The 25,755-nt window shown below is 43.2% G+C and carries 21 protein-coding genes, 1 tRNA gene and 2 rRNA genes; 15 read left to right on the top strand and 9 right to left on the bottom strand.

All coding sequences use genetic code 11. The features are described from left to right. Window positions 1–18: 18 nt before the first annotated feature. Entirely contained in the window at window positions 19–1,206 is a 1,188-nt protein-coding gene (locus EP1X_RS00815) for a glycine C-acetyltransferase (protein WP_055280850.1), read from the bottom strand. Window positions 1,207–1,555: 349 nt separating this feature from the next. Between EP1X_RS00815 and EP1X_RS00810 the strand changes: the two genes are divergently transcribed. From EP1X_RS00810 to EP1X_RS00800, 3 genes are all read left to right on the top strand, one after another. After that, entirely contained in the window at window positions 1,556–2,452 is an 897-nt protein-coding gene (locus tag EP1X_RS00810) for a hypothetical protein (RefSeq protein WP_055280849.1), read from the top strand. A gap of 175 nt (window positions 2,453–2,627) precedes the next feature. Further along, entirely contained in the window at window positions 2,628–3,620 is a 993-nt protein-coding gene (locus EP1X_RS00805) for a replication factor C small subunit (protein ID WP_055280848.1), read from the top strand. A gap of 10 nt (window positions 3,621–3,630) precedes the next feature. Beyond that, window positions 3,631–5,082, top strand: coding sequence for a replication factor C large subunit (locus tag EP1X_RS00800; protein WP_055280847.1), 1,452 nt, complete (start codon window positions 3,631–3,633; stop codon window positions 5,080–5,082). A gap of 45 nt (window positions 5,083–5,127) precedes the next feature. Here EP1X_RS00800 and EP1X_RS00795 read toward each other — a convergent pair whose 3' ends face one another. The 3 genes from EP1X_RS00795 to moaA form a co-directional block, all read right to left on the bottom strand. Then, window positions 5,128–6,159, bottom strand: a complete 1,032-nt coding sequence (locus EP1X_RS00795; RefSeq protein ID WP_055280846.1) for a class I SAM-dependent methyltransferase family protein — start codon at window positions 6,157–6,159, stop codon at window positions 5,128–5,130. After that, window positions 6,125–6,994, bottom strand: coding sequence for a DUF835 domain-containing protein (locus tag EP1X_RS00790; protein WP_055280845.1), 870 nt, complete (start codon window positions 6,992–6,994; stop codon window positions 6,125–6,127). Before EP1X_RS00790 ends, EP1X_RS00795 begins: the two co-directional genes overlap by 35 nt. Window positions 6,995–7,108: 114 nt before the next feature. Beyond that, a complete protein-coding gene (moaA, locus tag EP1X_RS00785) occupies window positions 7,109–8,029 on the bottom strand; it encodes a GTP 3',8-cyclase MoaA (RefSeq protein WP_055281370.1) in 921 nt (306 codons plus the stop codon). 133 nt (window positions 8,030–8,162) lie between these two features. Here moaA and EP1X_RS00780 point away from each other — a divergent pair, with 133 nt between their 5' ends. Together EP1X_RS00780 and EP1X_RS00775 are read left to right on the top strand one after the other, a co-directional pair. Continuing rightward, a complete protein-coding gene (locus tag EP1X_RS00780; RefSeq protein ID WP_055280844.1) occupies window positions 8,163–8,921 on the top strand; it encodes a hypothetical protein in 759 nt (252 codons plus the stop codon). Next, on the top strand, window positions 8,887–10,302 hold the full coding sequence (locus tag EP1X_RS00775) for a ribonuclease E/G (RefSeq protein ID WP_055280843.1): 1,416 nt from the start codon (window positions 8,887–8,889) through the stop codon (window positions 10,300–10,302). Before EP1X_RS00780 ends, EP1X_RS00775 begins: the two co-directional genes overlap by 35 nt. Here EP1X_RS00775 and radB read toward each other — a convergent pair. Together radB and EP1X_RS00765 are read right to left on the bottom strand one after the other, a co-directional pair. Next, on the bottom strand, window positions 10,274–10,963 hold the full coding sequence (radB, locus tag EP1X_RS00770; protein WP_055280842.1) for a DNA repair and recombination protein RadB: 690 nt from the start codon (window positions 10,961–10,963) through the stop codon (window positions 10,274–10,276). The genes EP1X_RS00775 and radB overlap by 29 nt on opposite strands. A gap of 11 nt (window positions 10,964–10,974) precedes the next feature. Continuing rightward, a complete protein-coding gene (locus EP1X_RS00765; RefSeq protein WP_055280841.1) occupies window positions 10,975–11,613 on the bottom strand; it encodes an MBL fold metallo-hydrolase in 639 nt (212 codons plus the stop codon). 343 nt (window positions 11,614–11,956) lie between these two features. Between EP1X_RS00765 and EP1X_RS00755 the strand changes: the two genes are divergently transcribed. From EP1X_RS00755 to EP1X_RS00720, 7 genes are all read left to right on the top strand, one after another. Next, complete coding sequence (locus EP1X_RS00755; protein ID WP_055280839.1) at window positions 11,957–12,655, top strand: DUF1614 domain-containing protein; 699 nt, start codon at window positions 11,957–11,959, stop codon at window positions 12,653–12,655. Between the two features lie 46 nt (window positions 12,656–12,701). Next, window positions 12,702–13,556 carry a ribose-phosphate diphosphokinase gene (locus EP1X_RS00750; RefSeq protein ID WP_055280838.1) on the top strand — a complete coding sequence of 285 codons (855 nt, stop codon included), beginning with the start codon at window positions 12,702–12,704 and terminating at the stop codon, window positions 13,554–13,556. 613 nt (window positions 13,557–14,169) lie between these two features. Beyond that, window positions 14,170–15,654: ribosomal RNA gene (locus EP1X_RS00740) — 16S ribosomal RNA — on the top strand. A gap of 52 nt (window positions 15,655–15,706) precedes the next feature. Next, a tRNA-Ala gene (locus EP1X_RS00735) sits at window positions 15,707–15,783 on the top strand. Window positions 15,784–15,905: 122 nt separating this feature from the next. Next, a 23S ribosomal RNA gene (locus tag EP1X_RS00730) occupies window positions 15,906–18,935 on the top strand. Together the 16S and 23S rRNA genes with 1 tRNA gene alongside form the textbook arrangement of a ribosomal RNA operon. Window positions 18,936–19,071: 136 nt before the next feature. After that, window positions 19,072–19,548 (top strand): magnesium-dependent phosphatase-1, encoded by a 477-nt coding sequence (locus tag EP1X_RS00725; protein WP_055280836.1) that lies wholly within the window; start codon window positions 19,072–19,074, stop codon window positions 19,546–19,548. 10 nt (window positions 19,549–19,558) lie between these two features. Then, window positions 19,559–20,125 carry a DUF366 family protein gene (locus tag EP1X_RS00720; RefSeq protein ID WP_055280835.1) on the top strand — a complete coding sequence of 189 codons (567 nt, stop codon included), beginning with the start codon at window positions 19,559–19,561 and terminating at the stop codon, window positions 20,123–20,125. On the opposite strand, the gene EP1X_RS00715 is transcribed toward EP1X_RS00720, so the two are convergent. Continuing rightward, the gene (locus tag EP1X_RS00715; protein ID WP_055280834.1) at window positions 20,126–20,734 is read right to left on the bottom strand and encodes a hypothetical protein; all 609 of its coding nucleotides are present in this window, start codon (window positions 20,732–20,734) and stop codon (window positions 20,126–20,128) included. It lies immediately after the preceding gene. A 120-nt stretch (window positions 20,735–20,854) separates the two neighbouring features. On the opposite strand from EP1X_RS00715, the gene lysS reads away from it, so the two are divergent. Beyond that, on the top strand, window positions 20,855–22,435 hold the full coding sequence (lysS, locus tag EP1X_RS00710; RefSeq protein WP_055280833.1) for a lysine--tRNA ligase: 1,581 nt from the start codon (window positions 20,855–20,857) through the stop codon (window positions 22,433–22,435). A 4-nt stretch (window positions 22,436–22,439) separates the two neighbouring features. Here the strand turns inward: lysS and EP1X_RS00705 are convergent, their stop codons facing one another. Next, entirely contained in the window at window positions 22,440–23,126 is a 687-nt protein-coding gene (locus EP1X_RS00705) for a class I SAM-dependent methyltransferase (RefSeq protein ID WP_055280832.1), read from the bottom strand. Between the two features lie 86 nt (window positions 23,127–23,212). On the opposite strand from EP1X_RS00705, the gene EP1X_RS00700 reads away from it, so the two are divergent. Together EP1X_RS00700 and EP1X_RS00695 are read left to right on the top strand one after the other, a co-directional pair. Next, on the top strand, window positions 23,213–23,794 hold the full coding sequence (locus tag EP1X_RS00700; protein ID WP_055280831.1) for an indolepyruvate oxidoreductase subunit beta: 582 nt from the start codon (window positions 23,213–23,215) through the stop codon (window positions 23,792–23,794). Between the two features lie 71 nt (window positions 23,795–23,865). After that, the gene (locus tag EP1X_RS00695) at window positions 23,866–24,291 is read left to right on the top strand and encodes a metal-dependent transcriptional regulator (protein WP_055280830.1); all 426 of its coding nucleotides are present in this window, start codon (window positions 23,866–23,868) and stop codon (window positions 24,289–24,291) included. A 29-nt stretch (window positions 24,292–24,320) separates the two neighbouring features. Here EP1X_RS00695 and EP1X_RS00690 read toward each other — a convergent pair whose 3' ends face one another. Next, complete coding sequence (locus tag EP1X_RS00690) at window positions 24,321–25,658, bottom strand: NCS2 family permease (protein WP_055280829.1); 1,338 nt, start codon at window positions 25,656–25,658, stop codon at window positions 24,321–24,323. Window positions 25,659–25,755 lie beyond the last annotated feature (97 nt).

Raw genomic sequence — 25,755 nt, 5'->3', positions numbered from 1 at the left:
ATTAAGAAAAGTGGAAAATCACTTAAGGAACCCAGTTTTCTTTCCAAGGTCTTCAAACGCATCAATTACATATTGTAGGTCTTCTTTGCTGTGGGCTGCTGAGGGTTCGAGTCTTATTCTCGCGGTTCCTAATGGAACGGTTGGATATACGATAGCCTGTGCAAAAATATTGTACTCCTCGTATAATCTTCTACTGAACTCTTGGGCAAGTTTTTCATCATAAAGCATTACTGGGGTAATTGGGTGTTTGGTATTACCAAGATTGTACCCAATATCACGGAGACCCTTTTGGAGGAAGGATGTGTTGTCCCAAAGCTTTTTGACAAGCTCATCACTGTGTTGGAGGATCTCAACAGCAGCAATAGCTGCAGCGACATCTGGTGGATTTACTGCACTGGAGAATAGGAAGGGTCTTCCTCTTTGTCTTAGGTAATCTATTGCTTCCTCTGGGCCGGCAACGTAACCCCCGATGACACCAAAAGCTTTGCTTAGAGTTCCCATCTCGAAGTCGACTCTATCGTGGAGATTGAAGTGATCCACTATACCTCTTCCGTGTTCTCCTAGAACACCCTCACCATGGGCGTCATCCACATAAACCATGGCATCATATTGCTCTGCTAACTCTACTATTTCCGGTAGTGGAGCTAAGTCACCATCCATTGAGAAAACTCCATCCGTGACTATGAGCTTTTTCTTCTTGTCTTTAACCTCTTCAAGCTTCTTTTTGAGGTCTTCCATATCAAGGTGCTTGTAGATAACTTTGGGAGCACCGCTTAATCTCATACCATCTATGATGCTCGCGTGGTTGAGTTCTTCACTTACAAAAACCCCATCTTCACCTTTCTTTATGAGGGCACTAATGGCTCCAAGGTTTGCATTATAACCACTCTGGAAGAGAATTGCAGCCTCCCTCTTTTTGAATTTTGCCAGTTTCTCCTCGAGCTCTACGTGGAGTTCCATTGTACCAGCTATAGTTCTAACAGCTCCCGCACCTATACCATAGTCGAGAATTGCTCTTATTGCGGCTTCTTTGATTTTTGGATGTGCAGCAAGGCCAAGGTAGTTGTTGGAACACATGTTAAGAACTTTCTTCCCATCCACAACAACCCAGGGGCCTTGAGAACTTTGAAGGACTCTAATCTTAACATAGAGGCCTTTCTCTTTAAGTTCATTAAGCTCCTCAGTAATCCAATCAAGCTTCGCCATATACACCACCGAGTAGAATATCTACTTTTTACACCTATAAAAGTTTTTCATGCTCTCAATGATATATCTATGTTTTCCACTAGAGACCATATAATGGCTTTTTTGTATGTATTGCTTTAGATTAGGCCCTAGAAATTTACGATTATCAGCCGTAAATTTTATATATTTCAAGTGCTTAATTTTCATGAATCTTCGTAAGGAGGAGGGAATAAAGTCAAAAAATTAGAATATTGATTTGTTTGGTCTGTTTAGTTACTGGCTAAATTTCCACAGAGTGGAGATGTAATCGTACTGAGTTGAGGAGTGTAAGTGAGTATATAAGTTTAGGGACACTAGAGGTGAATTCCTAATGATAGAAAAATTAAAAGGGAACTTTTATTTAATTCTTGTGTTCTCTGTTGCTTTTGTTCTATTCTTTTCTGTTTCACTTGGAATTTACGCCGATAAAATAGCCAAAAACGAACTTCAAGATAAATTCATTGGTGAAAGAGTAGCTTACGTTTATGTGGCTCCAAATGAGAGTATAGAGGCAACTATTTTCTGGTGCCCTTCCTCTGTGGAATTAGAGAAAGATAATATTAGTATAACCATTTCTACGCCTCTAGGCTCACTGGTTCAATACAAAGGAAAAGAGCTGCAAAGGTCATTCAGAGGGTACTTTAGAATGATTGTACCAATAAGGTTTTTGGGCCTTGAGTTTGGGAGTCATGAGGTTGAGAATTTAAACTCCTACATTTATGTTACCACTCCAATTAGAACAAAGAAGTTTACTCTCTCTTTAGGAAATTGGGTCATTGAAACTTCCAAAGAAATTGCCCCAAAATTAATTATTACGGAAAACAGCCGATATGCTACTACATTTGTAAACGATTCTAAACTGGTAAAATATGAGATAGGATTGTTTAATCCAACAAACGAAACTATTTACGTAGTAAACTTCTCTTATGTTCTAGATCCACAGGCTCTAAAAACTCTAGCGATAGCGTGTTACAATGCAACATCCATTTTAGACTTGCCAAAAGTAGAAGATGTATCAAAAATTCCAAAAGAAAGTCTTGTTTCCCCTACTGGATGTCAGATACTACCACGAGAAAAAAGATACCTTGTCATGTATATCGAAGTTGATCCTACAGTTGAAATGCTCTTATTGAGACCAAAAATAGAGTATAAATTGAACAATAGTACTTTTTTCATGCCTGGGGCAACAATGGAATTTGTTAGAATAACAGAAAGGTGTACCAATTAGTAATTTTCCCCAATTTAAGAAGAGTTTGCTTTTCTGTTCTAAATTTTTGAGATGTAAGTTTCTATATACTAATGTTTAAGTAAAGATCAAGTCGCTCTAAGACTATGAAAACTCCAAAGCTTTTAAATATCTGCTTGAGTATAAAGAAGTTAGGTTACGATAATAGGTGATCGCTATGGTTGAGGCGGTAAAAGAGGTTAAAGAAGTCAAAATTCTTGAAAAACCTTGGGTTGAGAAGTACAGGCCCGAGAGACTTGATGACATTGTTGGTCAGGATCATATAGTGAGGAGATTGAAGCATTATGTTAAGACTGGTTCGATGCCCCACCTTCTCCTAGCTGGACCACCAGGCACAGGAAAAACGACTTCTTCACTGTGTTTGGCAAGAGAGCTTTTTGGAGAGGCATGGAGGCATAATTTCCTAGAGTTGAATGCGAGTGATGAAAGAGGTATAAACGTCATAAGGGAAAAAGTAAAGGAGTTTGCAAGAACAAAGCCTATTGGAGGAGTAAGTTTCAAGATAATATTCCTCGATGAGGCCGATGCTTTAACTCAAGACGCTCAACAAGCCTTGAGAAGAACAATGGAGATGTTCTCAAGCAATGTTCGCTTTATCTTGAGCTGCAACTATTCCTCTAAGATCATTGAGCCCATTCAGAGTAGATGTGCTATTTTCCGCTTCAGGCCACTTAGAGATGAAGATGTAGCCAAGAGACTCAAATACATAGCAGAAAATGAAGAATTAGAGCTCACTGAAGAAGGTCTTCAAGCCATACTTTATGTAGCTGAAGGAGACTTGAGAAGGGCTATAAACGTACTTCAAGCAGCTGCAGCTTTGGACGTAAAGATTACTGATGAAAACGTTTTCTTAGTGGCAAGTAGAGCTCGTCCAGAGGATGTTAGGGAAATGATGCTTTTCGCTTTGGAAGGAAATTTCCTTAAGGCTAGGGACAAGCTAAGAGAAATTCTTCTTAAACAAGGATTAAGCGGAGAGGATGTTCTTATACAGATGCACAAAGAGGTGTTTAACCTTCCAATAAGTGAACCAAAGAAAGTGGCCCTCGCAGATAAGATTGGTGAATACAACTTTAGACTCGTTGAAGGTTCCAATGAAATGATCCAACTTGAAGCGTTGCTCGCTCAATTTACGCTGCTTGGCAAGGATTAGGTGAGTGTAAATGCTCCCGTGGACTGAGAAATATAGACCAAAGAGACTTGTGGATATTGTAAACCAAGATAAGGCCTTAGAAAAGATCAAGCCATGGATTGAGCAATGGCTTCATGGAGTTCCTAAAAAGAAGGCTCTTATCTTGGCGGGCCCTCCAGGTAGTGGAAAAACTACTACAGTGTATGCCTTGGCAAATGAATACAAATTTGAGGTTATTGAACTTAATGCTAGCGATGACAGAACATTTGGGAAGATAGAGCGTTATTTAAACGCTGCTTATACAATGGATGTTTTTGGGAGGAGAAGGAAGCTTATCTTCTTAGATGAAGCGGATAACATAGAACCCAGTGGGGCTAGAGAAATAGCCAAACTCATAACCAAGGCTCGCAATCCAATAATAATGTCTGCTAATAGATACTGGGAGGTCCCGATAGAAATAAGAAATAAGGCTGAAATCGTTGAGTACAAGAGATTGACCCAGAGAGATATATTAAAGGCGCTATTTAGGATAATTAAGGCAGAGGGGATCTTTGTTCCTAAAGAAGTTCTCCAGATGATTGCCAAGAGAGCTAGAGGGGACTTAAGAGCTGCTATAAACGACCTTCAAACTGTTATAAGCGGTGGGATCGAAGATGCTGAGCTAATTTTAGCATACAGAGATGTTGAAAAGTCCATCTTTGAGGCATTAGGGACTATATTTGCAACTGACAACGCTAAAAGGGCTAAAATGGCTCTAATGAATCTTGATAACACTCCAGATGAGGTTCTTCTTTGGCTAGACGAGAATATTCCCTACGTATATTACAAACCAGAAGATATAGCGAGGGCCTACGATGCCCTTAGTAGGGCAGACATTTACCTAGGACGAGCTAAAAGATCAGGAAGTTACGGGTTGTGGAAGTACGCTATGGATATGATGACTGCAGGGGTTGCAGTTGCAGGAGTAAAGAAAAAAGGATTCATGAGATTTTATCCTCCAAAAACCTTGAGGATTCTTCGTGATACAAAAGAAGAACGTTCTATTAGGGATTCAATAATAAAGAAAATAATGAAAGGAATGCATATGAGCAAACTTGAGGCCATTGAGACAATGCAAATATTTAAAGCAATATTCGCCAATAATCCGGATGTTGCTGCTCATATAGCTGTTTTCTTGGAATTAGGTGATAAAGAATTAGAGTTTCTAACCGAAGATAAAGAGAAAGCAGCGAAAATTAAAGGAAAAACCCTTTCAATACACAGAAAGCTCAAAGAAGTAAAGACAGAGTTGGAAGCAAGAGTGGAAGAAGTAATAAGGAAAGAAAAAGAAGAGAAAGCTGAAGAGATGGATAAAGAGAGTGAAAAAGAGGAGGCCGTAGAAGCAGAAGATAAAAAGGAAGAAATAAAGCCAAAAGAGGAAAAAGAAGCAAAAGAGAAAAAGAAGGATAAACAAGCAACTTTATTTGAGTTTTTGAAAAAATAACCCTTTCTTTTTCTTCCGAAAACCCTGTCCTTTAGAGGAGGTAGATCACTTCTTTGGGATGCTTTGGTTAAGAATCTTAATATCAGCACACACCTTATACACATGAGGCTTAAAATCAGATACCTTCTTTATTTTAACTTCGCACTCCTTTCCAAGCTTTCTACATTCTCTAAGAATTCTCTGTTTAAACTCTTCAAGCTCATTTTCATGAACAAACTCATAGTAGTGAACCCATTTTTCGGCCTTTTTTAAAGCTAAGTTTAGGGCATCTACTCCCCTAGGGGTTGGACTTATAACTCTATCGAAATTTCCCAGCTTTGGAACAACATCAAAGACATCTCCTTGGATAATCTCTATCTTTCCTTTGAGTCGGGATTTATTTAACTCAATGTTTTCAATGCCTAGAGCTACAGCCTCTTTATTGAGCTCTACTGCGGTGATGCTGACATTCTTATATCTGGCGAGAACAAGAGCATACGGGAGTACTCCAGCAAAAAGCAAGAGAATTTTTTCCCCGTCATTGGCAAGCTGAGCCAATCTATACCGTTCCCCTTTCATTCTTGGGTTAAAGAAAACTTTACTTAAATCCACTTTAATCTTTACCCCGTTTTCCTTATGGATTGTTGTTAAGCGGTTTTCTCCCCAGATTATTGAGTACTCTCGTATTCTAAAAGCTCCAGTATGAAAACCTTTTCTTGCTATAACTTTGAGAAATGGGTGAACTGTTAGAAGACCTTCTACGATCTCTTTTTGCTTATGCTCGATCTCTGGAGGTATCTGGGTGATTGCTATATCACCAATCACATCATACCGCCGTACGAATTTTAGCTCTTCTTCTGTAAACTTGTTCTTTAAAACGCTTTCAAGACTTTGATATATCTGTCTTTGGGGTCTCATTGGAAGCTCAATATCAACTATTTCAAATCCCAATTCTCTCACTTTTTGTGGGTTTAGTACTGGAAGAAAAATGTGCTCGTTAGATCTTTTTGGTCTTCGCTTGCCATCATATATGCCAAGTTTTTTAAGAAGTTTCTTAATCCTCTCAGCGTCGCTTTTCTTTACTTTTATCGCCGGCATTTTCATCTTCACCCTCTAACATGTTTGCAAGTAGTTTTTGGGAGACTTCTCTAACTAACTCATTTTCTTCCTTTAATTTAAATTCTTTGAGAATCGTAGCCTCTTGAGAAGTCTCTAATATCTTTGGAGGCAGATAGAGAATTAATAAAGAATTTCCTGAAATTGCATAGTCTTTTAGTGAAAAGAAGAATTTCGCAACAGAAGTAAATTCATTATACAGCATCAGATATTCAATCCCCTCAAAGTAGATCACACATCCACCATCATGCTGTCTAATGAATTTGAGGGCCTCATCTTGAATTACATGTAGTTTCAAGGGGTCCACTCTATCTTCCCCTTCTATTCTGCTTATCCAGAGGAATTTATCTGGTTCTATTCTGTACTTTTTAACCCAAAGTGCCTTTTGTGTTCTACTTATTACAAGTAATCCAGATGAGTACCTAAAGAAAAACTCAGCTCTTTCTGGGGAGAGAGGTTTTCTAATTATATACGCTCCGGATATTGGTAACTTGCCACGTTTCTTAATTATTTTTCCCTTCTTTCTTGTTTCTTCTGTGGTACTGTATAAGTATCGTAGTAATGATGTTGCAAGATAGAGATATGCGGTAGTAAAGAAAACTGCTCCTATTTCCCACAAGTGTTTATGGCTGATAGCATCGATAATAACACCAATTGAACCTAGGGTAAAAAGGATAAAGGAGATCAATAGTGTTTTAGCTAAAATTTTTTTAGGTTCTTTAAGTGAACGATAATGTTTATATGCCTTAAAAACTCCAAAAATGCCTATATGTATTACTATAAGACCTGCTATGACCCCATATAAATTAATGCTCATTCTTCCCCCCTCAAATTGCAGATTAGGTGTGATTTATATTAAAAATCTTTTTATTTTCCTGATGAGGAACATTTCTTAGTTACCATTGGGATTTACAATTTTGCGGAGAGTACTTCACTTCCAATAGGGTTCTCTCATGAGAATAGCTTTCTTAAAGATTTCAATGAGCTCTTCATCGCTAGCACCCTCTCTTATTGGAGTTACTATGTCTACTAAATCATCTTTCCTAAGGAGACATGTTTTTAAGTGGCCAGTTGAGGTTAATCTTATCCTTGTACAGTTTGCACAAAAAACGGTATTATGCATTGATCTAACTATTTCAACTTCAGCTGTACCGTACTTTGTTGGTATGAAGTATTTTTTCCTTCTGTGCATTCTTCTTTCCTTTGTTTCTATGGCGATCTTTTGGAATTCTTCCTCTAATGGCTTTAATGGATAAAAATATTTCTTAAAAAACCACGAGTTTTCCATCTCTCTAGGAACTTCGATTTCAATAAGCTGAAGAACAGCGTTATTTTGGGCAGCGTAGTTCACCATGTCCCAAATTTCATCATCATTAAGCCCTTTCATAACAACCATATTTAGTTTAACGGGAGAGAAAAGCTTAACTGCCTTCTTTATCCCCTTGATCACCTGTGGGAGCACGTCAAAACCTGTGATCTCCTTATATTTATTCCTATCTAATGTATCTAGACTTATATTTACCCTATCAAGTCCTGCATCTTTTAAGGCTTCTCCCAGGACGTTCATCGTTGTTCCATTTGTTGTCATTGACAGATCGACAACATACGGTCTTATCCTTCTTACTATCTCAACTATATCTTCTCTTACTGTTGGTTCCCCTCCAGTTAGTTTTACTTTTTTTACCCCCAGCTTTGAGGCTATTTTGACTATTCGTTCTATCTCTTCTGGACTCATCTCTTGAAAGTTGAGTGTTTGCCCTTCCCTGTGACAGTAGAAGCAGTTCAAGTTACACTCATGAGTTAGAGAGATCCTAAGGTTCGTAACTGGCCTTCCAAAACGATCCATTAAGATCATGAGCTTCCCTCTAATTATTAAAGTATTTTGCTTTAAAAAAAGCTTTTGGATAAACATATTTGTTAAACCTGTTACCTGGCGAAAAGTAAAAGAACGATGAGAGTGTATTATATTTTAGGGGGGAATTACCGTGGATGTAGAGAAAATTCGTGAAGTTGTTAAAAAAGCCGAGCTTCTCCATAAAGAATTTCAGAAAACTTTTCTGAGGGCTTATTCACTCTCCTCAAATTGGGACTTTGATGAGCTAAGGGGGCTACTCTTAACCCTTCATGAAATAATTGAGAAAAAATTTGATGTTGCGTCTGAGATAGTTAGCTTGTCTTCTTTAATTAGGGGTCGTTTTGAAGTTTTTGCAAAGGAACTTCAAAAAAATGAACATCAGATGAAATTTCGTGTAGAAGAACTTCTTCCACTGGTTGAGAATCCTAAAATTAGTTTTAGTGAGAGAGCTAGGATAAATGCTTCACTTCAAAGACTTTTGCAGTTTTATAGGATTTATGATTACTCTATAACTCAAGCAATTCAGAAATTAACTGGGGAGCTTGAAGGGCTTATATTTATAAGCGAAGAGAGAAAACTACCACCGACTAATATCTTGAATAAAATGCAAAAAATAGAGATGTTAGAAAATACAATTGATACCCTCATATCCTTTGTGTATTACTTGTATTACTACCCTTCATGGGTTCATAAAGTTGAAGAGGCTCTGAGAGACTGGCATTCCAAAGGTCTGTTGTGGGTTGAGGTGAGGAACGTAGAAAAAAATAGTGGTGTTGAGAGAACTCATGCTGCTAGAATCCTTGAAGGCTTAATGCTCATCGGTGTTGTGGAAAAACGGGAAAGAGGTGGTGAATATGTCTACAAACTCAGAGGTTTCGGTGAGGATTAGAGGAATATACAGTACTGCATTAACAAAACTGCTACTTGACGAAGGATTTAAAATAAGCCAGCCAAGCCAGAGAATCGTCGAAAGGTTAAACATTGAAAAAGCTTATGATGAATTCGATGTAGATATTCAGGACAAAAGAGATTCCCATGGTGTAGTTTTAGTTGGTACAAAAGTTGAGGAAGTTAAAAAAGTTCTTGAAGAAAAATTTTTGGATGTTTTTTTCAGAAAGATGCCGTATCAGCTGTATGGTATATATAAAGGAATGGTAGTTAAAAGAGACGACAGATACGTCTATGTTGATATAGGAAGTGCCATTGGGACATTGCTAATTGAAGAATTCCCAGACGCTATGGAAGGAGATGAAGTGCTAGTTCAGGTAAAGAAAAACAACCTGCTTCCACATTTAAGCGTCCTTCTCACTATCCCAGGAGATTATGCAGTTCTTATTCCAAAGCCAATTGGCACACAGAGACACGTTAAAATTTCTAGGAAAATTAGGGAGCAGAGTGAGCGGGAGAGACTTAGAATACTTGGATTAAGTGTGGATTTAGGGGAATGGGGAGTTCTATGGAGGACAGCTGCAGCATACAAAGATTGGAATTTATTACGAGATGAGCTTATTAAACTTTCAAAAATTGCTGAAAAGCTTAAAGAGGCAGATAAATACTCAGCTCCAGCAAAAATTGTAGAGGGAAGGGATATATATGAAGTAGAATTTGGAGGAGCGGCTAAAGCAAAGCTTGACGATATCAGAAACACTGTGGTTCCCACAATAGAGGGTCACCATAAATTCAAGGCCTACGACCCCGAGTTCGGGTTTGCAGTTGAGATAGGAGAGGGAATTCTAGCTAAAATGCCATCTCAACGAAAAAAAGTTAGTGAAGGCTTTTTAGAGACGTTAGTTAATAATAAAGGTCCAAAGTCTGGATGGCTTTTTAGATTTGAACATGTAAAGCCAGATGGCCAAATAATTAAGATTGGGCCAGGGGAAATTTTAGAGGTCTCATTAAACCCAATCAAACTTAAGGTTAGGAGGTATCTAAAGCCAGGTAAATTTTATGATGGGCTAGATGTACCAATAGAACACGGAGATTATGCAATAACAGAGATAGAGGATGGTAAATGGTGGTTCAAACACAGCTACTATGATAAAGAAGGGAATCTGAAAGGAGAATACTACAACATTTGTACTCCAGTTGAGATCTATCCAGACAAAGCCCGTTATGTTGATCTAGAAGTTGATATTGTCAAATGGCCTGATGGAAAGAAGGAGATAATTGATAAAGAGGGACTAAAGATGCACTACGAAGATGGAGTGATAAGCGAAAAGTTATACAAGGCCATATTGAGGCTTACTCAAGAATTGTTTGAGAAGATTTAGTTTTTTCTACATCTTCTATTCCTTTATCTGTTATTTTAAAATATACAATCCCACCTTCTGGTCTGAACCTATGTCTCTCCAAGACAGCTATTCTCAAACCAGGCCTTAATTTCTCTAAACGTACTATGTCCTTACATTTGTATCCTAGTGTGTGTTCAGCTATTGGCTTTAGCGTATTTTGTTTTGAGTCAAAATACACTTGGTTAGTTACGATAACCGCTAAATTGTATTTTCTTGATAACCATAGGAGCACTTGGAGTTGTTTTCCTAAATCTGCTGTTATAGCACTTTTGTTCTCTTCAACTCGATAGTGATTTGTTATTGAGTCAACAATAATCATGGAAAAGGTTTCGTTAACAATTTTCTTAAGCCTTGATATGGTTTTTCTTTGTTCTTTGAAGTCAAATATTTCAAATATCAGAAATCTTTGAAGAACTGTAGCTGCATCCATCCCTCGTGACTCAGCCATTTTAGCTAGCCTTTCTGGAGAAAAACCCCCTTCAGTATCAATATATGCTATCTTCCCCATATTTAAAAGCCCTACTTGCATTGCTAGTGTAGTCTTTCCAGTAGCAAATGGTCCATATATTTGTGTTAGAACTCCTTTATCTATACCTCCTCCTAATAACTCGTCTAGGGCTTTACTGCCAGTGGTTAGCATTGTTCACACCGTTAAATCTCAAAAGGCTTGCCGATCTCCAAGACTTTCACTAGACTCCAAACCCTTTTCTCTCGGAGTTCATTGATAAGTTTGTTTGGGTCAGCCTCACTGTAGGCTCCATAATGCATAGGTATTGTGATCTTTGGTCGCATGATTTCTACAATATTTGCAGCCTCTCTCACATTTGCTGTTGATCTCCCACTTATTGGAACAAAAAGAACATCAACCTCTCCACGCAAGTTTTTGAAGATTGGGGTGTAATATGTGTCCCCAGGATGGAAGATAGTTTTCTTTCCATTGGAAATAATGTAACCAAGAGGATATTGGCTGGAGGGATGTTCAACGAAAATCGCTTTTACTCTCACATTGTTTTCTAATTCTATCTCTTCTCCCCCTCTTATTTCCCTCACTTTGGTGATTCCATCACTTATTGCCATCAAATAAACAGTTTTTGGTCCAATCACTGTAGCATCTCGGAGTCTTGCTAGGAGAGGAGTCTTTCCATAGTGATCAGTGTGCTCATGGGTTACTAGGATGTAGTCAATGCCGTCTATGGCATCATCATTTACATACTCATAAGGATCTATGAGGATTTTTACCCCTCTTGTTTCAATCCAAAAGCACGCGTGTCCATACCAAATAATCTTCATAGGCGTAGCCTCCACGGATAATAGAGTGGAACTCCACTTAAATCTTTCCCATATAACGTTGGTTTTATAAAGGAGTTCTCATTATTTCGATTTGAAGCCATATGAAAGAGCTGAGAGTTAGAGGATCTTATTCAGTATGGAAGTTTAAAGAAAAAAGAGAAAATGTTTGGAATATTTCAAGTAGAACTAAAGAGAAAACTTGCAATATAAATAAGAGATTTGCTATTGAGAAAGTAAAACCTACAAAGGTTCTTGGGTTCTTTTCTCTTAATAAGAATAAGCTGGAAAATATCCTAATCCAGAAGGATTTCTTCACATGGGTTAATGTTAGGGGGGTTTAAAATTGAGAAGATATTTTTTCCTGCCTCTGACTTTGCCGTTTTTAATTTTCCTGGTCTTGTTGTTACCTTTGTTATTCATTCTCTTTGCTAGTACAATAACTATTGCTTTCCAGAAACTGGGACTTCCTTTACCTGTAGCGTTTACTTTATTCTGGGCAGCTTTGATAGGAAGTTTTGTGAATATTCCAATTACAGAAATAAGGAGTTATGGTCCAATCGTAAAGGTAGCAAAAGTCTCTTTCTTTGGAGTTACGTATCCAGTTCCATATGTGGATTGGGGAGAGCAGAAGACTATTGTTAGTATAAACGTTGGTGGTGCACTTGTTCCTTTAAGTATTGTTGTGTATGAAGTAGTAAGACTTTTAATCCTTGATGAGACGTTCCTTCTCACTAGGATGATAGTGGCTATTTTGATTTCTGCTGTGGTCAGTAAAGCTTTCTCTAGACCCGTGAAAGGCTTGGGGATAGCTATCCCAACCTTTATTCCACCTTTAGTTGCGGCAATACTTGCTCTTTCGATAGGTGCCTATAATAAACCGCTTATTGCATATACCAGTGGGACCATGGGTGTCTTAATAGGAGCCGATCTCTTAAATTGGGACAAACTCAAAGAACTCAGTGCTCCAATGGTGAGCATTGGAGGAGCGGGAACCTTTGATGGTATATTCTTAGCTGGTATTATAGCGGTTCTCTTGGTATGAGAAAAGATATTAAGTCTTGGGGGAACCTTTCATGGAGGTGATAAGAATGAAAGTAATTTTAGGTAGTGGTGCATATCACATGACAGAGGAAATTAAGAACAAAGCTGAGAAGTTTGGGAAAACTGTTGTTGAGGTGGAAATAAAAACTTTCCCCGATGGGGAGAAGTATGTTAGAGTGCTTGGAGACGGCGAAGAAGCTTTAGTTATACAATCGACCTTTAATCCTCAAAATGAACATCTAATTGAACTTTTGCTTCTAGGAGATGCACTCAAGGAAAAAGGATTCAGGCATCTTAAAGCAGTTGTTCCCTACTTGGCATACTCTAGGCAGGATAGAGTAACTAAAGAAGGTGAGTCCATAAGTGTTAGGGCAATCATGAAGATGATTGGACTTTATTATGATGAACTTTATGTGTTTGATCTCCACAATCCTAAAACACTGGAATTTTTCCCTGGCAAAGCTGTGAATTTAAGTCCTGCCAAAGCCATAGCCAAGTACTTTAAAGAGAAGCTTGGCAACGGTTTAGTTCTTGCACCAGATAAGGGTGCATTAGAAAGAGCAAAGGCTGTTGCGGATATTTTAGGCTTGGACTTCAGTTATTTTGAAAAGAAACGCATCTCACCAACGGAAGTGCAAATGACACCTGTAGATGTGGACGTTAAAGGCAAGAACGTGCTTATAGTAGATGATATTATAAGCACCGGCGGAACTATGATAAAAGCTGCAAATATTCTCAGAAACAGGGGAGCAGGTAAAATATTTGTTGTTGCTACACATGGAGTTTTTGCAGAAGGAGCTATTGAAAGAGTAAGTGCTGCTGTTGATGAACTTGCTGTTATAAACACAATTCCTACACCAGTTTCGAAAATAAGCATTGTTGAGGACATTTTGAGGCTTTAACTTTTTTAATTTTAAAGTTTCAACTTTAGATTTCAACTTGAACTTCTCACGATGATTATATCTAGCTTCTAGTATATTTCGTGGTCCAATGGTACTGCAGGTTTGCATTGATACTCCTCGACATTTCAGCTAGGATTAAGATTTTCTCTAACACTGTTAGCGCCAATGAGTAGGTTCATTCAATCTAAAGCAGCTAATCATATTAGCACCATTTGCATGGTTACAGTGGCTGAAGTTCCAAGAAATTTTACATTTATTTGTTGAAAAGTAAGCATTCTTAAAGAGATTTTTGACAGTCTTTTTTTCAAAAATCTCTCCGCTGAAGGGTTTTGCAAAAATTTTTCATTGTGGGGGTCTCGGACTATAGGGTGGAGCGCCCGAATGAGGGCGCCCAAAGCCCAGGCATAAAACGGCGGCGTCGAGGGGAGTGGGTGCAAAGCACCCAACAATGAACCCCGCCCTCCAGCCTTGGGCACAGCAAAGTGCGCTCCCAAGGAAACCCGAAAGGGGACCCCTTGGGGGTAAGGCAGGCCCAACACCCCGACCAAACCCCGGATGGGTTTTATGGTACTCCCTTTTGAAGGGAGTCCCACCGGCCGTACTCCTAATAGCAATTCCGGTTGATCCTGCCGGAGGCCACTGCTATCGGGGTCCGACTAAGCCATGCGAGTCACGGGGGTGTCCCTTTGGGGCACCACCGGCGGACGGCTCAGTAACACGTCGGTAACCTACCCTCGGGAGGGGGATAACCCCGGGAAACTGGGGCTAATTCCCCATAGGCCTGAGGTACTGGAAGGTCCTCAGGCCGAAAGGGACTTTGTCCGCCCGAGGATGGGCCGGCGGCCGATTAGGTAGTTGGTGGGGTAATGGCCCACCAAGCCGAAGATCGGTACGGGCTGTGAGAGCAGGAGCCCGGAGATGGACACTGAGACACGGGTCCAGGCCCTACGGGGCGCAGCAGGCGCGAAACCTCCGCAATGCGGGAAACCGCGACGGGGGGACCCCGAGTGCCGTGGCAACGCCACGGCTTTTCCGGAGTGTAAAAAGCTCCGGGAATAAGGGCTGGGCAAGGCCGGTGGCAGCCGCCGCGGTAATACCGGCGGCCCGAGTGGTGGCCGCTATTATTGGGCCTAAAGCGTCCGTAGCCGGGCCCGTAAGTCCCTGGCGAAATCCCACGGCTCAACCGTGGGGCTTGCTGGGGATACTGCGGGTCTTGGGACCGGGAGAGGCGGGGGGTACCCCTGGGGTAGGGGTGAAATCCTATAATCCCAGGGGGACCGCCAGTGGCGAAGGCGCCCCGCTGGAACGGGTCCGACGGTGAGGGACGAAGGCCAGGGGAGCAAACCGGATTAGATACCCGGGTAGTCCTGGCTGTAAAGGATGCGGGCTAGGTGTCGGGTGAGCTTCGAGCTCGCCCGGTGCCGTAGGGAAGCCGTTAAGCCCGCCGCCTGGGGAGTACGGCCGCAAGGCTGAAACTTAAAGGAATTGGCGGGGGAGCACTACAAGGGGTGGAGCGTGCGGTTTAATTGGATTCAACGCCGGGAACCTCACCGGGGGCGACGGCAGGATGAAGGCCAGGCTGAAGGTCTTGCCGGACACGCCGAGAGGAGGTGCATGGCCGCCGTCAGCTCGTACCGTGAGGCGTCCACTTAAGTGTGGTAACGAGCGAGACCCGTGCCCCCAGTTGCCAGCCCTTCCCGTTGGGAAGGGGGCACTCTGGGGGGACTGCCGGCGATAAGCCGGAGGAAGGAGCGGGCGACGGTAGGTCAGTATGCCCCGAAACCCCCGGGCTACACGCGCGCTACAATGGGCGGGACAATGGGATCCGACCCCGAAAGGGGAAGGGAATCCCCTAAACCCGCCCCCAGTTCGGATCGCGGGCTGCAACTCGCCCGCGTGAAGCTGGAATCCCTAGTACCCGCGTGTCATCATCGCGCGGCGAATACGTCCCTGCTCCTTGCACACACCGCCCGTCACTCCACCCGAGCGGGGTCTGGATGAGGCTCCGTCCTCTGGGCGGGGTCGAGTCCGGGCTCCGTGAGGGGGGAGAAGTCGTAACAAGGTAGCCGTAGGGGAACCTACGGCTCGATCACCTCCTATCGCCGGAAACCCATCCGGGGGGCTTAAGGGGTGTTGGGCCTGCCTGAAGTGGGCCGGTAGCTCAGCCTGGGAGAGCGCCGGCTTTGCAAGCCGGAGGCCCCGGGTTCAAATCCCGGCCGGTCCACCACGAAGAGGTGCACATCCCGAGCTTTGCTCGGGGTGGAAGGGTCCTAGGCCCCGAACTAAGGGGTCACGATGAGGACCGTGCATAGGCAGATTTGGCCCAAAAAATGTCCAGCCTCCAAGTAGGGGGTAAGAAACCTAAGCCACCTGGTGGATGGCTCGGCTCGGGGCGCCGACGAAGGGCGTGGCAAGCTGCGATAAGCCCCGGTGAGGCGCAGGCAGCCTTCGAGCCGGGGATTCCCGAATGGGACTTCCTGCGGCTTTGCCGCACTCCCACCAGGGAGAGGGAACGCGGGGAATTGAAACATCTTAGTACCCGCAGGAAAAGAAAGCAAAAGCGATGCCGTGAGTAGGGGCGACCGAAAACGGCACAGGGCAAACTGAACCCTGAGTGGAAACACTCAGGGGATGTGGTGTAGCAGGGCCCTGCATTGGAGCCTCTCGGGTGAAGCCGAAGTCCGCTGGAACGCGGCGCCGGAGAGGGTGATAGCCCCGTAGGCGTAAGCCCGAAGGCTCCTGCGGGGTTCCTGAGTACCGTCGGTCGGATATCCGGCGGGAAGCTGGGAGGCATCGGCTCCCAACCCTAAATACGTCCCGAGACCGATAGCGAACTAGTACCGTGAGGGAAAGCTGAAAAGCACCCCGGGAGGGGGGTGAAAAGAGCCTGAAACCAGGTGGCGATAGTTGGGTGCGGCCCGAAAGGAATGATTCTCCCCGAAGGAAATCCCGGCGACGGGAGAGTACGAGGGAAGAGGACCGGGGTTGCACCGTCCGTCTTGAAACACGGGGCAGGGAGTTCACGGCCGTGGCGAGGTTAAGGGGGTAAATCCCCGGAGCCGTAGGGAAACCGACAGGTCCGCAGGCGCTTCGCCGAGGGACGGGGTGTGAAAGCGCCCGGAGTCACGGCCGTGAGACCCGAAACCGGTCGATCTAGCCCGGGGCAGGGTGAAGTCCCTCAACAGAGGGATGGAGGCCCGTTAGGGATGCTGATGTGCAATTCGCTCCCGTGACCTCGGGCTAGGGGTGAAAGGCCAATCGAGGCCGGAGATAGCTGGTTCCCGCCGAATTATCCCGCAGGATAGCCTCCCCGGAGGTAGGTAGTGGGGTAGAGCACTGATTGGGTGTGCAGGGGGCGAAAGCCTCCGGCATCCTGTCAAACTCCGAACCCACTACCGCCGTAGATGGGGGGAGTAGGGTGACGGTGTAAGCCGTCCACCGAGAGGGGAACAACCCAGACCGGGGTTAAGGCCCCAAAGTGCCGGCTAAGTATTACTCCAAAGGGTGTCCCTGGCCTTAGACAGCGGGGAGGTAGGCTTAGAAGCAGCCATCCTTTAAAGAGTGCGTAACAGCTCACCCGTCGAGGTCAGGGGCCCCGAAAATGGACGGGGTTCAAGCCGGCCGCCGAGACCCCGGCGCACGGACCGATTGGTCCGTGATCGGGTAGGCGGGCGTCCCGGTGGGGTAGAAGCCGGGCCGTGAGGTCCGGTGGACCCGTCGGGATTGCGGATCCTGCCGGGAGTAGCAGCATAGCCGGGTGAGAATCCCGGCCGCCGAAGGGGCCAGGGTTCCACGGCAATGTTCGTCAGCCGTGGGTTAGTCGGTCCTAAGCCAGCCCGTAACTCGGTGCTGGCGAAAGGGAAACGGGTTTATATTCCCGTACCGCGGAGGTAGGTGCGGCAACGCAAGCTCCGAGGGTGACGCCTCGGGGTAGGCGGACCGGTCCACAAGGCCGGCTAAGCGTATAAGCCCGGGGAGTGCCGTAATGGCGAGAACCGGGTGAAAGCGCGAATGGCCTCCCGTAAGGGGGGTTCTGCCGATCCCTGGGGCCCGTGAAAAGCCCTCGGAGAACGATCCTCCGCGACCGTACCGAGAACTGACACTGGTGCCCCTGGGTGAGAAGCCTAAGGCGTGTCGGGGGAAACCCAGCCGAGGGAACTCGGCAAATTGGCCCTGTAACTTCGGGAGAAGGGGTGCCTGCGGTTGCGTAAACCGCAGGTCGCAGTGACTAGGGGGGCCCGACTGTTTAGTAAAAACACAGGTCCCAGCTAGCCCGAAAGGGTTTGTACTGGGGCCGACGCCTGCCCAGTGCCGGTACGTGAAGCCCGGGTTCAACCGGGTGAAGCGCCGGTAAACGGCGGGGGTAACTATAACCCTCTTAAGGTAGCGAAATTCCTTGTCGGTTAAATGCCGACCTGCATGAATGGCGTAACGAGGTCCCCACTGTCCCCGGCTGGGGCCCGGCGAAACCACTGCCTGGCGCATATGCCAGGGACCCCCGGTGGGAAGCGAAGACCCCATGGAGCTTTACTGCAGCCTGCCGTTGCCATACGGCGGGGGGTGCGCAGCGTAGGCGGGAGGCGTCGAAGTCCGGTCTCCGGGCCGGATGGAGCCGTCCATGAGACACCGCCCACCCTTTGCCGTATGGCTAACCCGCGAAAGCGGGGACAGCGGTAGGTGGGCAGTTTGGCTGGGGCGGCACACCCTCGAAAAGGTATCGAGGGTGCCCTAAGGTCGGCTCAGGCGGGTCAGGAATCCGCCGTAGAGTGCAAGGGCAAAAGCCGGCCTGACTGGACCCGTAACAGAGGCGGGTCCAGCCGCGAAAGCGTGGCCTAGCGAACCCCAGAGCCTCCCCGGTGGGGGCCTGGGATGACAGAAAAGCTACCCTGGGGATAACAGAGTCGTCTCGGGCGAGAGCCCATATCGACCCCGAGGCTTGCTACCTCGCTGTCGGCTCTTCCCATCCTGGTCCTGCAGCAGGGGCCAAGGGTGGGGGTGTTCACCCATTAAAGGGGAACGTGAGCTGGGTTTAGACCGTCGTGAGACAGGTCGGATGCTATCTACCGGGGGTGCTGGCCGCCTGAGGGGAAGGCGCCCTTAGTACGAGAGGAACAGGGTGCCGCGGCCTCTGGTCTACCGGTTGTCCTACAGGGCATAGCCGGGCAGCTACGCCGTAGCCGATAAGGCCTGAAGGCATCTAAGGCCGAAGCGGCCCCCGAAAATAGGCGGCCACTCCCTGGCGCAAGGGGTCGGGTGACCGGTCCGTTGCCAGGGACGAGGGCGCCCGCAGAAGACGGGTTTGATGGAGCGGGGATGTAAGCGGGAAGGGAAACCGACCCGTTTAGTCTGCCGCTCCCAATAGCCCGAGGTTCTTACCCCCGAAAGGGGGCTGGGCATTTGATAGGCCAAATCTGCCTATGCACGGTCCTTGTAACTTTAATCTCTTCTGAGTATATGTTCTAGTTCAACGATAATTTCAAAAAATCTAAGTTATGATTATTTCTTGGGTGAAAAAATGAAATTGTTGATTCTAGACCTTGATGGTACTTTGTGGGATCACTATGATGCATCTAGGTTGGTCCCTCCATTTAAAGTCAATGGGAATGAATTAGTTGACTCCTATGGAAATAAATTGAGACTTTTTGAGGGAGTTATAGAGTTTTTAAGATGGGCAAAAGACAGATTTCTCTTGAGTATTGCAAGCTGGAATGTAGAAGAATTGGTTCGACCTATTCTTGAAGAGTTTGGTATTTGGCATTACTTTGTTTTTCCTAAAATTGAAAACCATCCAAATAAAGCCGACATGATACTTAGGACTCTCAAACAACTTCAAACCATTGGATATGAGATAGATGAAGTAATCTATGTTGACGATAGAACTCTTCATCTAGAAGAAGTTAAAAAGGCAATTCCAGAGATAAAGTTTGTTCATATGTGGAGAGATGTAAAAAATTTTGAAGAACTTAAATTCTACCTCATAGAAAGAAGTTGAGGTGAGGAGAATGGAACTTTTGATAGTTAGGGATAAAAGGATTGATTATGATGGCTCTGCCATAAAAAGTCACTGGGCATACAGGAACTTTGGAGTTCTAGGGAATTCAATAGTCATTTTCAGAGGGAAATGTAATGTCAAAGTTGAAGAAATGATCGATATTGAGGATCTCCGTCAGAAAAAGGAGATAAAAAGTGATGACATGGTTCATTATATAATAGAGGTTTTTGAGGTTCCAAATGTTTTCTTAGCGTCAGTCCTTCAAAAGCTCTTTATAGTAAAGCTCTGTGAAGTTTTGGAAGCATACGGAATAAAAACTTCCAGACGCGGCGATGACATTTACGTTAATGAGAAAAAACTTAACATCTCTATTGCTACAATCTCTCCGGTGAGTATTAAAGTTCACATAGGGATAAACGTGGAAGCAAAAGGAGTTCCAGAAGAAGTTACTGCAATAGGTCTAAAAGAGCTTGGAATAAGTAACGTTGAGGAATTCATGGAAGCAAGTGGAAAAGCACTAGTGGAAGAATTCTTAAAGGCCAAAAAAGATAGTCTAAAAGTTAGATGGGCTGAATAGCTAGAGTATACCCCTAATTAATATCCCTATGATTGGTACGGAGAGATTATCGTCTATAAATTGCTGGTATTCAGCAAATGTAAGAATAATACTCCATAAGAACTTTGAGTACCAAGAAACACTCTGAAGGAAAAAGAAGGCTATTAAAAGGCTGGAGAAAAAGTATCCTACACTGCCACTCCAGTGTTTCTTTAGCTTTACGTTATACCCTCTTTTTCTGAAATAATGAAATCTTATGATTCCAGTAACCCCATCACTTATTGCCATAACCAAAAGAAGTGCTGTTGCATATTCTCTGGGGAGGAAAAATGCCACTACAGCTGCAGAGAATGCAAAAAACACCTCCCCATAATTCTTATCTATTTGATACCACTGAAGTTCTCCCTTCTTTATGTGCAAATATAATTGGGCGGTCCCAAAAAGAAGTGCTGCTAAAGAGAATACTTCTTTGGGGATTTCTTCGAAATAGTATAGAAGTGTTGCAGGCACAATGCTGAAATGAATTATTTTTCTGTTTACCCATGCATATTCTTTGCCTAGGTACTTTGTTATGAATATTGCACTCAAAATGGGGAGTGCCGCAAAAAATACTGCCGTTACTATGTTCATCTCTATCACCCGTTAATAAGAGGTCGAAATATTTAAACTTTGTTTGTTTGCATTCCTGTTTGAAAACGCAGAGCCAAAACTTAAAAATGATTTTTATGACTCTACCTTGGGGGATGAAAAATGGTTCATTGGGCTGATTATATGGCTGAGAAAATTATTCGAGAAAAGGGGGATAAAGAGTCCTATGTAGTTGAGAGTGGAATCACTCCTAGTGGTTATGTCCACATAGGGAACTTTAGGGAGCTTTTCACCACTTACATAGTGGGTCACGCTTTAAAAGACAGAGGGAAAAAGGTTAGACATATTCACATGTGGGATGATTATGATAGGTTTAGAAAAGTCCCGAAAAATGTTCCCAAGGAATGGCAAGAGTATCTCACAATGCCTGTAAGTGAAGTTCCTGATCCTTGGGGATGCCATGAGAGTTATGCTGATCACTTTAGAGAGCTCTTTGAAGAAGAAGTAGAAAAGTTAGGCATTGCTGTGGATTTCCTAAGAGCGAGCGAACTCTACAAAAGTGGAGAATACGCTAATGATGTGAGGATAGCCCTTGAAAAGAGAGACAAGATTATGGAGATCTTAAATAAGTTTAGAGACATGGCAAAACAGCCTCATTTGCCTGAAGATTGGCAACCAGTTCAAATTTATTGTCCTAAATGCCGCAAAGAGGCTCAATTTGTCGAATGGGATGGCGAATGGAAAATAAAGTATAGATGCATGCATTGTGAAAGTGAAGATGTTACAGACATCAGAGACGGGAATGTTAAGCTCAGATGGAGAGTAGACTGGCCCATGAGATGGGCTCACTTTAATGTGGATTTTGAACCAGCTGGAAAGGACCACTTAGCAGCGGGTTCAGGGTATGAAACGGGTATTGAGATAATAAAGGCAGTTTATGGAAAGGAACCTCCGATGCCGCTCATGTATGAGTTTGTAGGCATAAAAGGGCAAAAAGGCAAGATGAGTGGATCCAAGGGGAACGTTATATTGCTGAGTGACCTTTATGAAGTTCTCGAGCCTGGGGTAATAAGGTTCCTCTATGCAAGACATAGGCCGAACAAGGAGATAAAAATTGACCTCGAATTAGGCCTGTTAAACCTTTATGATGAATTTGATAAGGTTGAGAGGCTGTATTTTGGAATGGAAGAGGCTAAAAACCCTGAAGAAGGGGAAGAGCTTAAGAGGACTTATGAACTTTCAATGCCCTCTATTCCAGAGCGATTAATAGCGCAAGCGCCTTTTAGATTCCTCGTAGTGCTAGTGCAGATGCCTCACTTGGACGAGGATAAAATAATAAACGTGCTAAAGGAGCAGGGCCATATCCCAACTGACCTAAGAAGAGAAGATCTAGAGAGAATAAAATTGAGGATAAAGCTTGCTAAAAACTGGGTAGAGAAATATGCTCCCGAAGGAGTTAAATTTGAACTCCAGGAAAAACTGCCCACAGTGGAGATGAGTGAGGACATCAAAGAAGCTCTGGAAGAACTCGCAGAATGGATTGAGAGGAAGGAAAGATTTACAGTCGATGAGTTAAACACAGTTATCTTCGATGCTGCTAAAAAACGGGGAATTCCAAGTAAAAAATACTTTAAAGTGCTTTATAGTTTGTTTATAGGTAAAGAAAGAGGTCCAAGATTAGCTCCATTCTTGGCTTCACTGGACAGGGAATTTGTCATTAAGAGGCTTAGACTCGAGTCTTAGTTTCTTATTTTTTCTTATAGATGTTTAGATATGAAAGTTCATCAAGTTTAATGGTCTCTATTGGAGTAAAATACATTCTTGCAAGTAGGTCTACAGTTGTACTTCCCCAAATAACAAATCTGACTCGAAAAGTGATTTCATCACTTTTGTATTCTATCAAGGCGGTTTTCTCTTCTTTATCTATCATGACTTTATTAATCCAATATTTTTCTCCTATGACAGTTCCCATCTGGATTCGAGAGAGTAGCTCTCTCATATCTATAAAGTTTATTAAAAAGAGCCCTTCCTTTTTAAGGATCCTCCTTACTTCTTTGAAGACCTTATTTAGTTCTCTTGGTAAAAAATGTGTCGTTGTGTTTCCAAGAAATATTACATAGTCAAATGTATTACCTTCAAAGGGAAGATTCATAGCATCCCCAATAAGGAATTCGACTTTAGAGTTCTTTTCGTTTCCATAAGTCTTGGCTTTCTCTATCATCTTTTCACTGATATCCACTCCGATTACATCGAATCCATACTCTTCAAGAAGAAATGAAAATCCTCCAACTCCACAAGCCAAATCTAGAACTTTTCCTTTCTTCTCCATGAATTTGAGTAAATAGGGCTCAAGTTCTTCTATCCTCTTTTGGTATTCCTTTGAGTAAATATCAGTATATGCCCTAAATGCCTGATAATATTCTTCAAATCCCATGAAAATAGATAGGGCATCTAATAAATAAATCTTCTCTCGAGCGCCAGATTTTTAACCCCTCTCTCTTAATATTCTCGGTGACAGGTATGGAGTTCAATTTAATCATAACCGGTGTTGGTGGTCAAGGGGGGCTTACACTCTCAAGAATCATTGGAAATGCCGCAATGAAAGAGGGTTATAATGTCAGAATTGGTGAAACTCTTGGAATGAGCCAGAGGTATGGAAGCGTGCTTAGCTATCTTCGTTTTGGAGAAGAGGTTTATTCTCCTCTAATTGAAGAAGGAGAGGCTGATTTAATGCTGGCTCTTGAACCTGCGGAGGCCTTAAGAAATGCTCGCTTTTTAAGTGGAAAAAGTTATGCAATAGTCAACGCATATCCTATTCACACAGCCACCACTTTGGTCGGGAAAGAGGAATACCCAGATTTGGATGACATCCAGAAGGCCTTAAAAAGAATATGTCCTGTTGAAATGATGAATTTCCAAAAGGAGGCAGATAAAATTAATCCACGAACCCTTGGGGTTTTAATGCTTGGTTATGCTTACGGTAGAGGTTTGGTACCACTAAGGAAGGAAAGCATCATTGAGGGCATTAGAGAAACATTGAAGGCTAAGCTGTGGGAAGTTAATATTTTAGCCTTAGAGAAGGGTATTGAACTGGCTAGATAATTTTTCAATTATTTTTTGTAAAACCAAAAAGCACTTAAATTATTTAGGTTACTCTAACCTAGGTGAGGTGTGTGGAAATAAGTAAAAGGGAAGAGGAGTACTTGGAGACTATGTATATTCTTCAAAAGAATAAGGGGATAATTAGGGTAAAAGATATCTCAAAAAAACTCGGGGTAAGGCCCCCGAGTGTTGTTGATGCGCTCAAAAAGCTTAATGAGAAAGGATTTATTGAGTATGAGAAATATGATAGGATTTTACTAACTGAGAAGGGAGTAGAAGTTGCAAAATCTACCTACCAAAAGCATCTACTTTTAATGAAATTCTTTACCGAAATCCTTGGGATTCCCCCTGAGATAGCAGAAGAAGATGCATGCCAGTTTGAACATTATGTGCATGAAATAACAGCTGAGAGAATGAAAGAATTTGCCAAGTACATACAGGAGCACTGTCCTTATGTGCTTAAGCAATTTCTGAAGGAGTCTAAAGAAAAAAGTTGAGAAAAGCTCTTTTCTTAAATTTTAGGGGGTCAGAAGACCCCTCCTAAATATGCAAAGTATCCTATGAAGATCAAGGTTAATATGTACATGAGTGGGTGTATTTCTTTTCCACGGCCGCTGAAGAGCTTAAGTATGGTGTAGCTTATGAAGCCCATTCCTATTCCATCTGCAATTGAGTAAGTGTAAGGTATGGTTATGAGTACTAGGAATGCTGGAATAGCTTCACTTGCATCGTCAAAGTCTACTCCTCTTATTGCACTTAGCATGTAGTAACCCACTATAACAAGAGCTGGGGCTGTTGCAAATGCAGGGATAGCTTGGGCAAGTGGAGCTATGAACAACCCTACTGCTAGGAACAGAAGACCTGTAACGAGGGCTGTCATTCCTGTTCTTCCACCTTCTTCTATACCAGCCGCACTTTCTATGTATGTAGTAACCGTTGAAGTGCCAAGCAATGCTCCAAAAGTCGTACCTATTGCATCAGTTAAAAGTACCTTTTCAGCATCTGGTACTTTTCCTTCTTTTGTTAGAAATCCTGCTTTGGCACTCAATCCTGTGACTGTTCCAAGTGTGTCGAAGAAATCTACCATAAAGAAGGCAAATACTACACCAATAGCCCCCACATTGAGAAGCCCCTGGAGATCAAGCTTTAAGAAGGTGTAGCTTATGTTTGGTGTTGAAAAGATATGGTCTGGCCAAGGTGCGGCACCAGTTATCCATCCAAGTATACTAGTGGTGATGATTGAGATCAACAAAGCTCCTTTAATTCTAAGGGTGATAAGGACTCCTGCGAGGAATAGTCCAAAGAAGAATAGCATTATGGGCTTCGTGGCAAGTGCGGATACGTTAAAGCCAGTGAACTTTAAGACACCACTTTCATCAACAAAGGCCGTTAAAAGGCCAACATCGTTGAGACCTATAAACGTTAAGAAAAGACCTATACCTGCTCCAACAGCATACTTCTGACTCAAGGGAATTGCATGTATTATGGCACTTCTTACTTTTGTCACGCTTAGTACTATGAAAAGTATACCTTCAACGAAAACAGCTGCGAGGGCAACTCTCCAATCATAACCCATCCCAATAACAACGCTGTATGCGAAATAAGCGTTAAGGCCCATTCCTGGAGCTAATGCAAAAGGTTTCTTTGCATAGAGTCCCATTATTATTGTGGATATTCCTGCTGCTAATGCTGTAACAGCTACAAGTGAGTTAAATGCTTCCTTACCTATTGCGTCACTCAATATAGCTGGGTTTACAAAGAGTATGTATGCCATAGTCATAAACGTTGTAATACCGGCGAGCACTTCGGTTTTCATATTTGTTCTATACTCCGTGAACTCAAAATACTCCTCGAACCACGACATTTCGCTCACCTCAAATTGATACAAAAATGCTAAAATAATAAGGATATTTAAATATTTTTGGACATGAACATGTTAAACTAAAGAAACGTAAATGTTT

The sequence above is a fragment of the Thermococcus sp. EP1 genome (genome assembly GCF_001317345.1).
GTDB lineage: Archaea > Methanobacteriota_B > Thermococci > Thermococcales > Thermococcaceae > Thermococcus_A.
Note: the sequence above shows the minus strand (reverse complement) of the source record. Positions and strands in the feature narration are given on the sequence as shown.

Coding starts and splice junctions, on each gene's coding strand:
- EP1X_RS00815 (WP_055280850.1), bottom strand. CDS start 1,206: ATGGCGAAGCTTGATTGGATTACTGAGGAGCTTAATGAACTTAAAGAG.
- EP1X_RS00810 (WP_055280849.1), top strand. CDS start 1,556: ATGATAGAAAAATTAAAAGGGAACTTTTATTTAATTCTTGTGTTCTCT.
- EP1X_RS00805 (WP_055280848.1), top strand. CDS start 2,628: ATGGTTGAGGCGGTAAAAGAGGTTAAAGAAGTCAAAATTCTTGAAAAA.
- EP1X_RS00800 (WP_055280847.1), top strand. CDS start 3,631: ATGCTCCCGTGGACTGAGAAATATAGACCAAAGAGACTTGTGGATATT.
- EP1X_RS00795 (WP_055280846.1), bottom strand. CDS start 6,159: ATGCCGGCGATAAAAGTAAAGAAAAGCGACGCTGAGAGGATTAAGAAA.
- EP1X_RS00790 (WP_055280845.1), bottom strand. CDS start 6,994: ATGAGCATTAATTTATATGGGGTCATAGCAGGTCTTATAGTAATACAT.
- EP1X_RS00775 (WP_055280843.1), top strand. CDS start 8,887: ATGTCTACAAACTCAGAGGTTTCGGTGAGGATTAGAGGAATATACAGT.
- radB (WP_055280842.1), bottom strand. CDS start 10,963: ATGCTAACCACTGGCAGTAAAGCCCTAGACGAGTTATTAGGAGGAGGT.
- EP1X_RS00765 (WP_055280841.1), bottom strand. CDS start 11,613: ATGAAGATTATTTGGTATGGACACGCGTGCTTTTGGATTGAAACAAGA.
- EP1X_RS00750 (WP_055280838.1), top strand. CDS start 12,702: ATGAAAGTAATTTTAGGTAGTGGTGCATATCACATGACAGAGGAAATT.
- EP1X_RS00725 (WP_055280836.1), top strand. CDS start 19,072: ATGAAATTGTTGATTCTAGACCTTGATGGTACTTTGTGGGATCACTAT.
- EP1X_RS00720 (WP_055280835.1), top strand. CDS start 19,559: ATGGAACTTTTGATAGTTAGGGATAAAAGGATTGATTATGATGGCTCT.
- EP1X_RS00715 (WP_055280834.1), bottom strand. CDS start 20,734: ATGAACATAGTAACGGCAGTATTTTTTGCGGCACTCCCCATTTTGAGT.
- lysS (WP_055280833.1), top strand. CDS start 20,855: ATGGTTCATTGGGCTGATTATATGGCTGAGAAAATTATTCGAGAAAAG.
- EP1X_RS00705 (WP_055280832.1), bottom strand. CDS start 23,126: ATGGGATTTGAAGAATATTATCAGGCATTTAGGGCATATACTGATATT.
- EP1X_RS00700 (WP_055280831.1), top strand. CDS start 23,213: ATGGAGTTCAATTTAATCATAACCGGTGTTGGTGGTCAAGGGGGGCTT.
- EP1X_RS00690 (WP_055280829.1), bottom strand. CDS start 25,658: ATGTCGTGGTTCGAGGAGTATTTTGAGTTCACGGAGTATAGAACAAAT.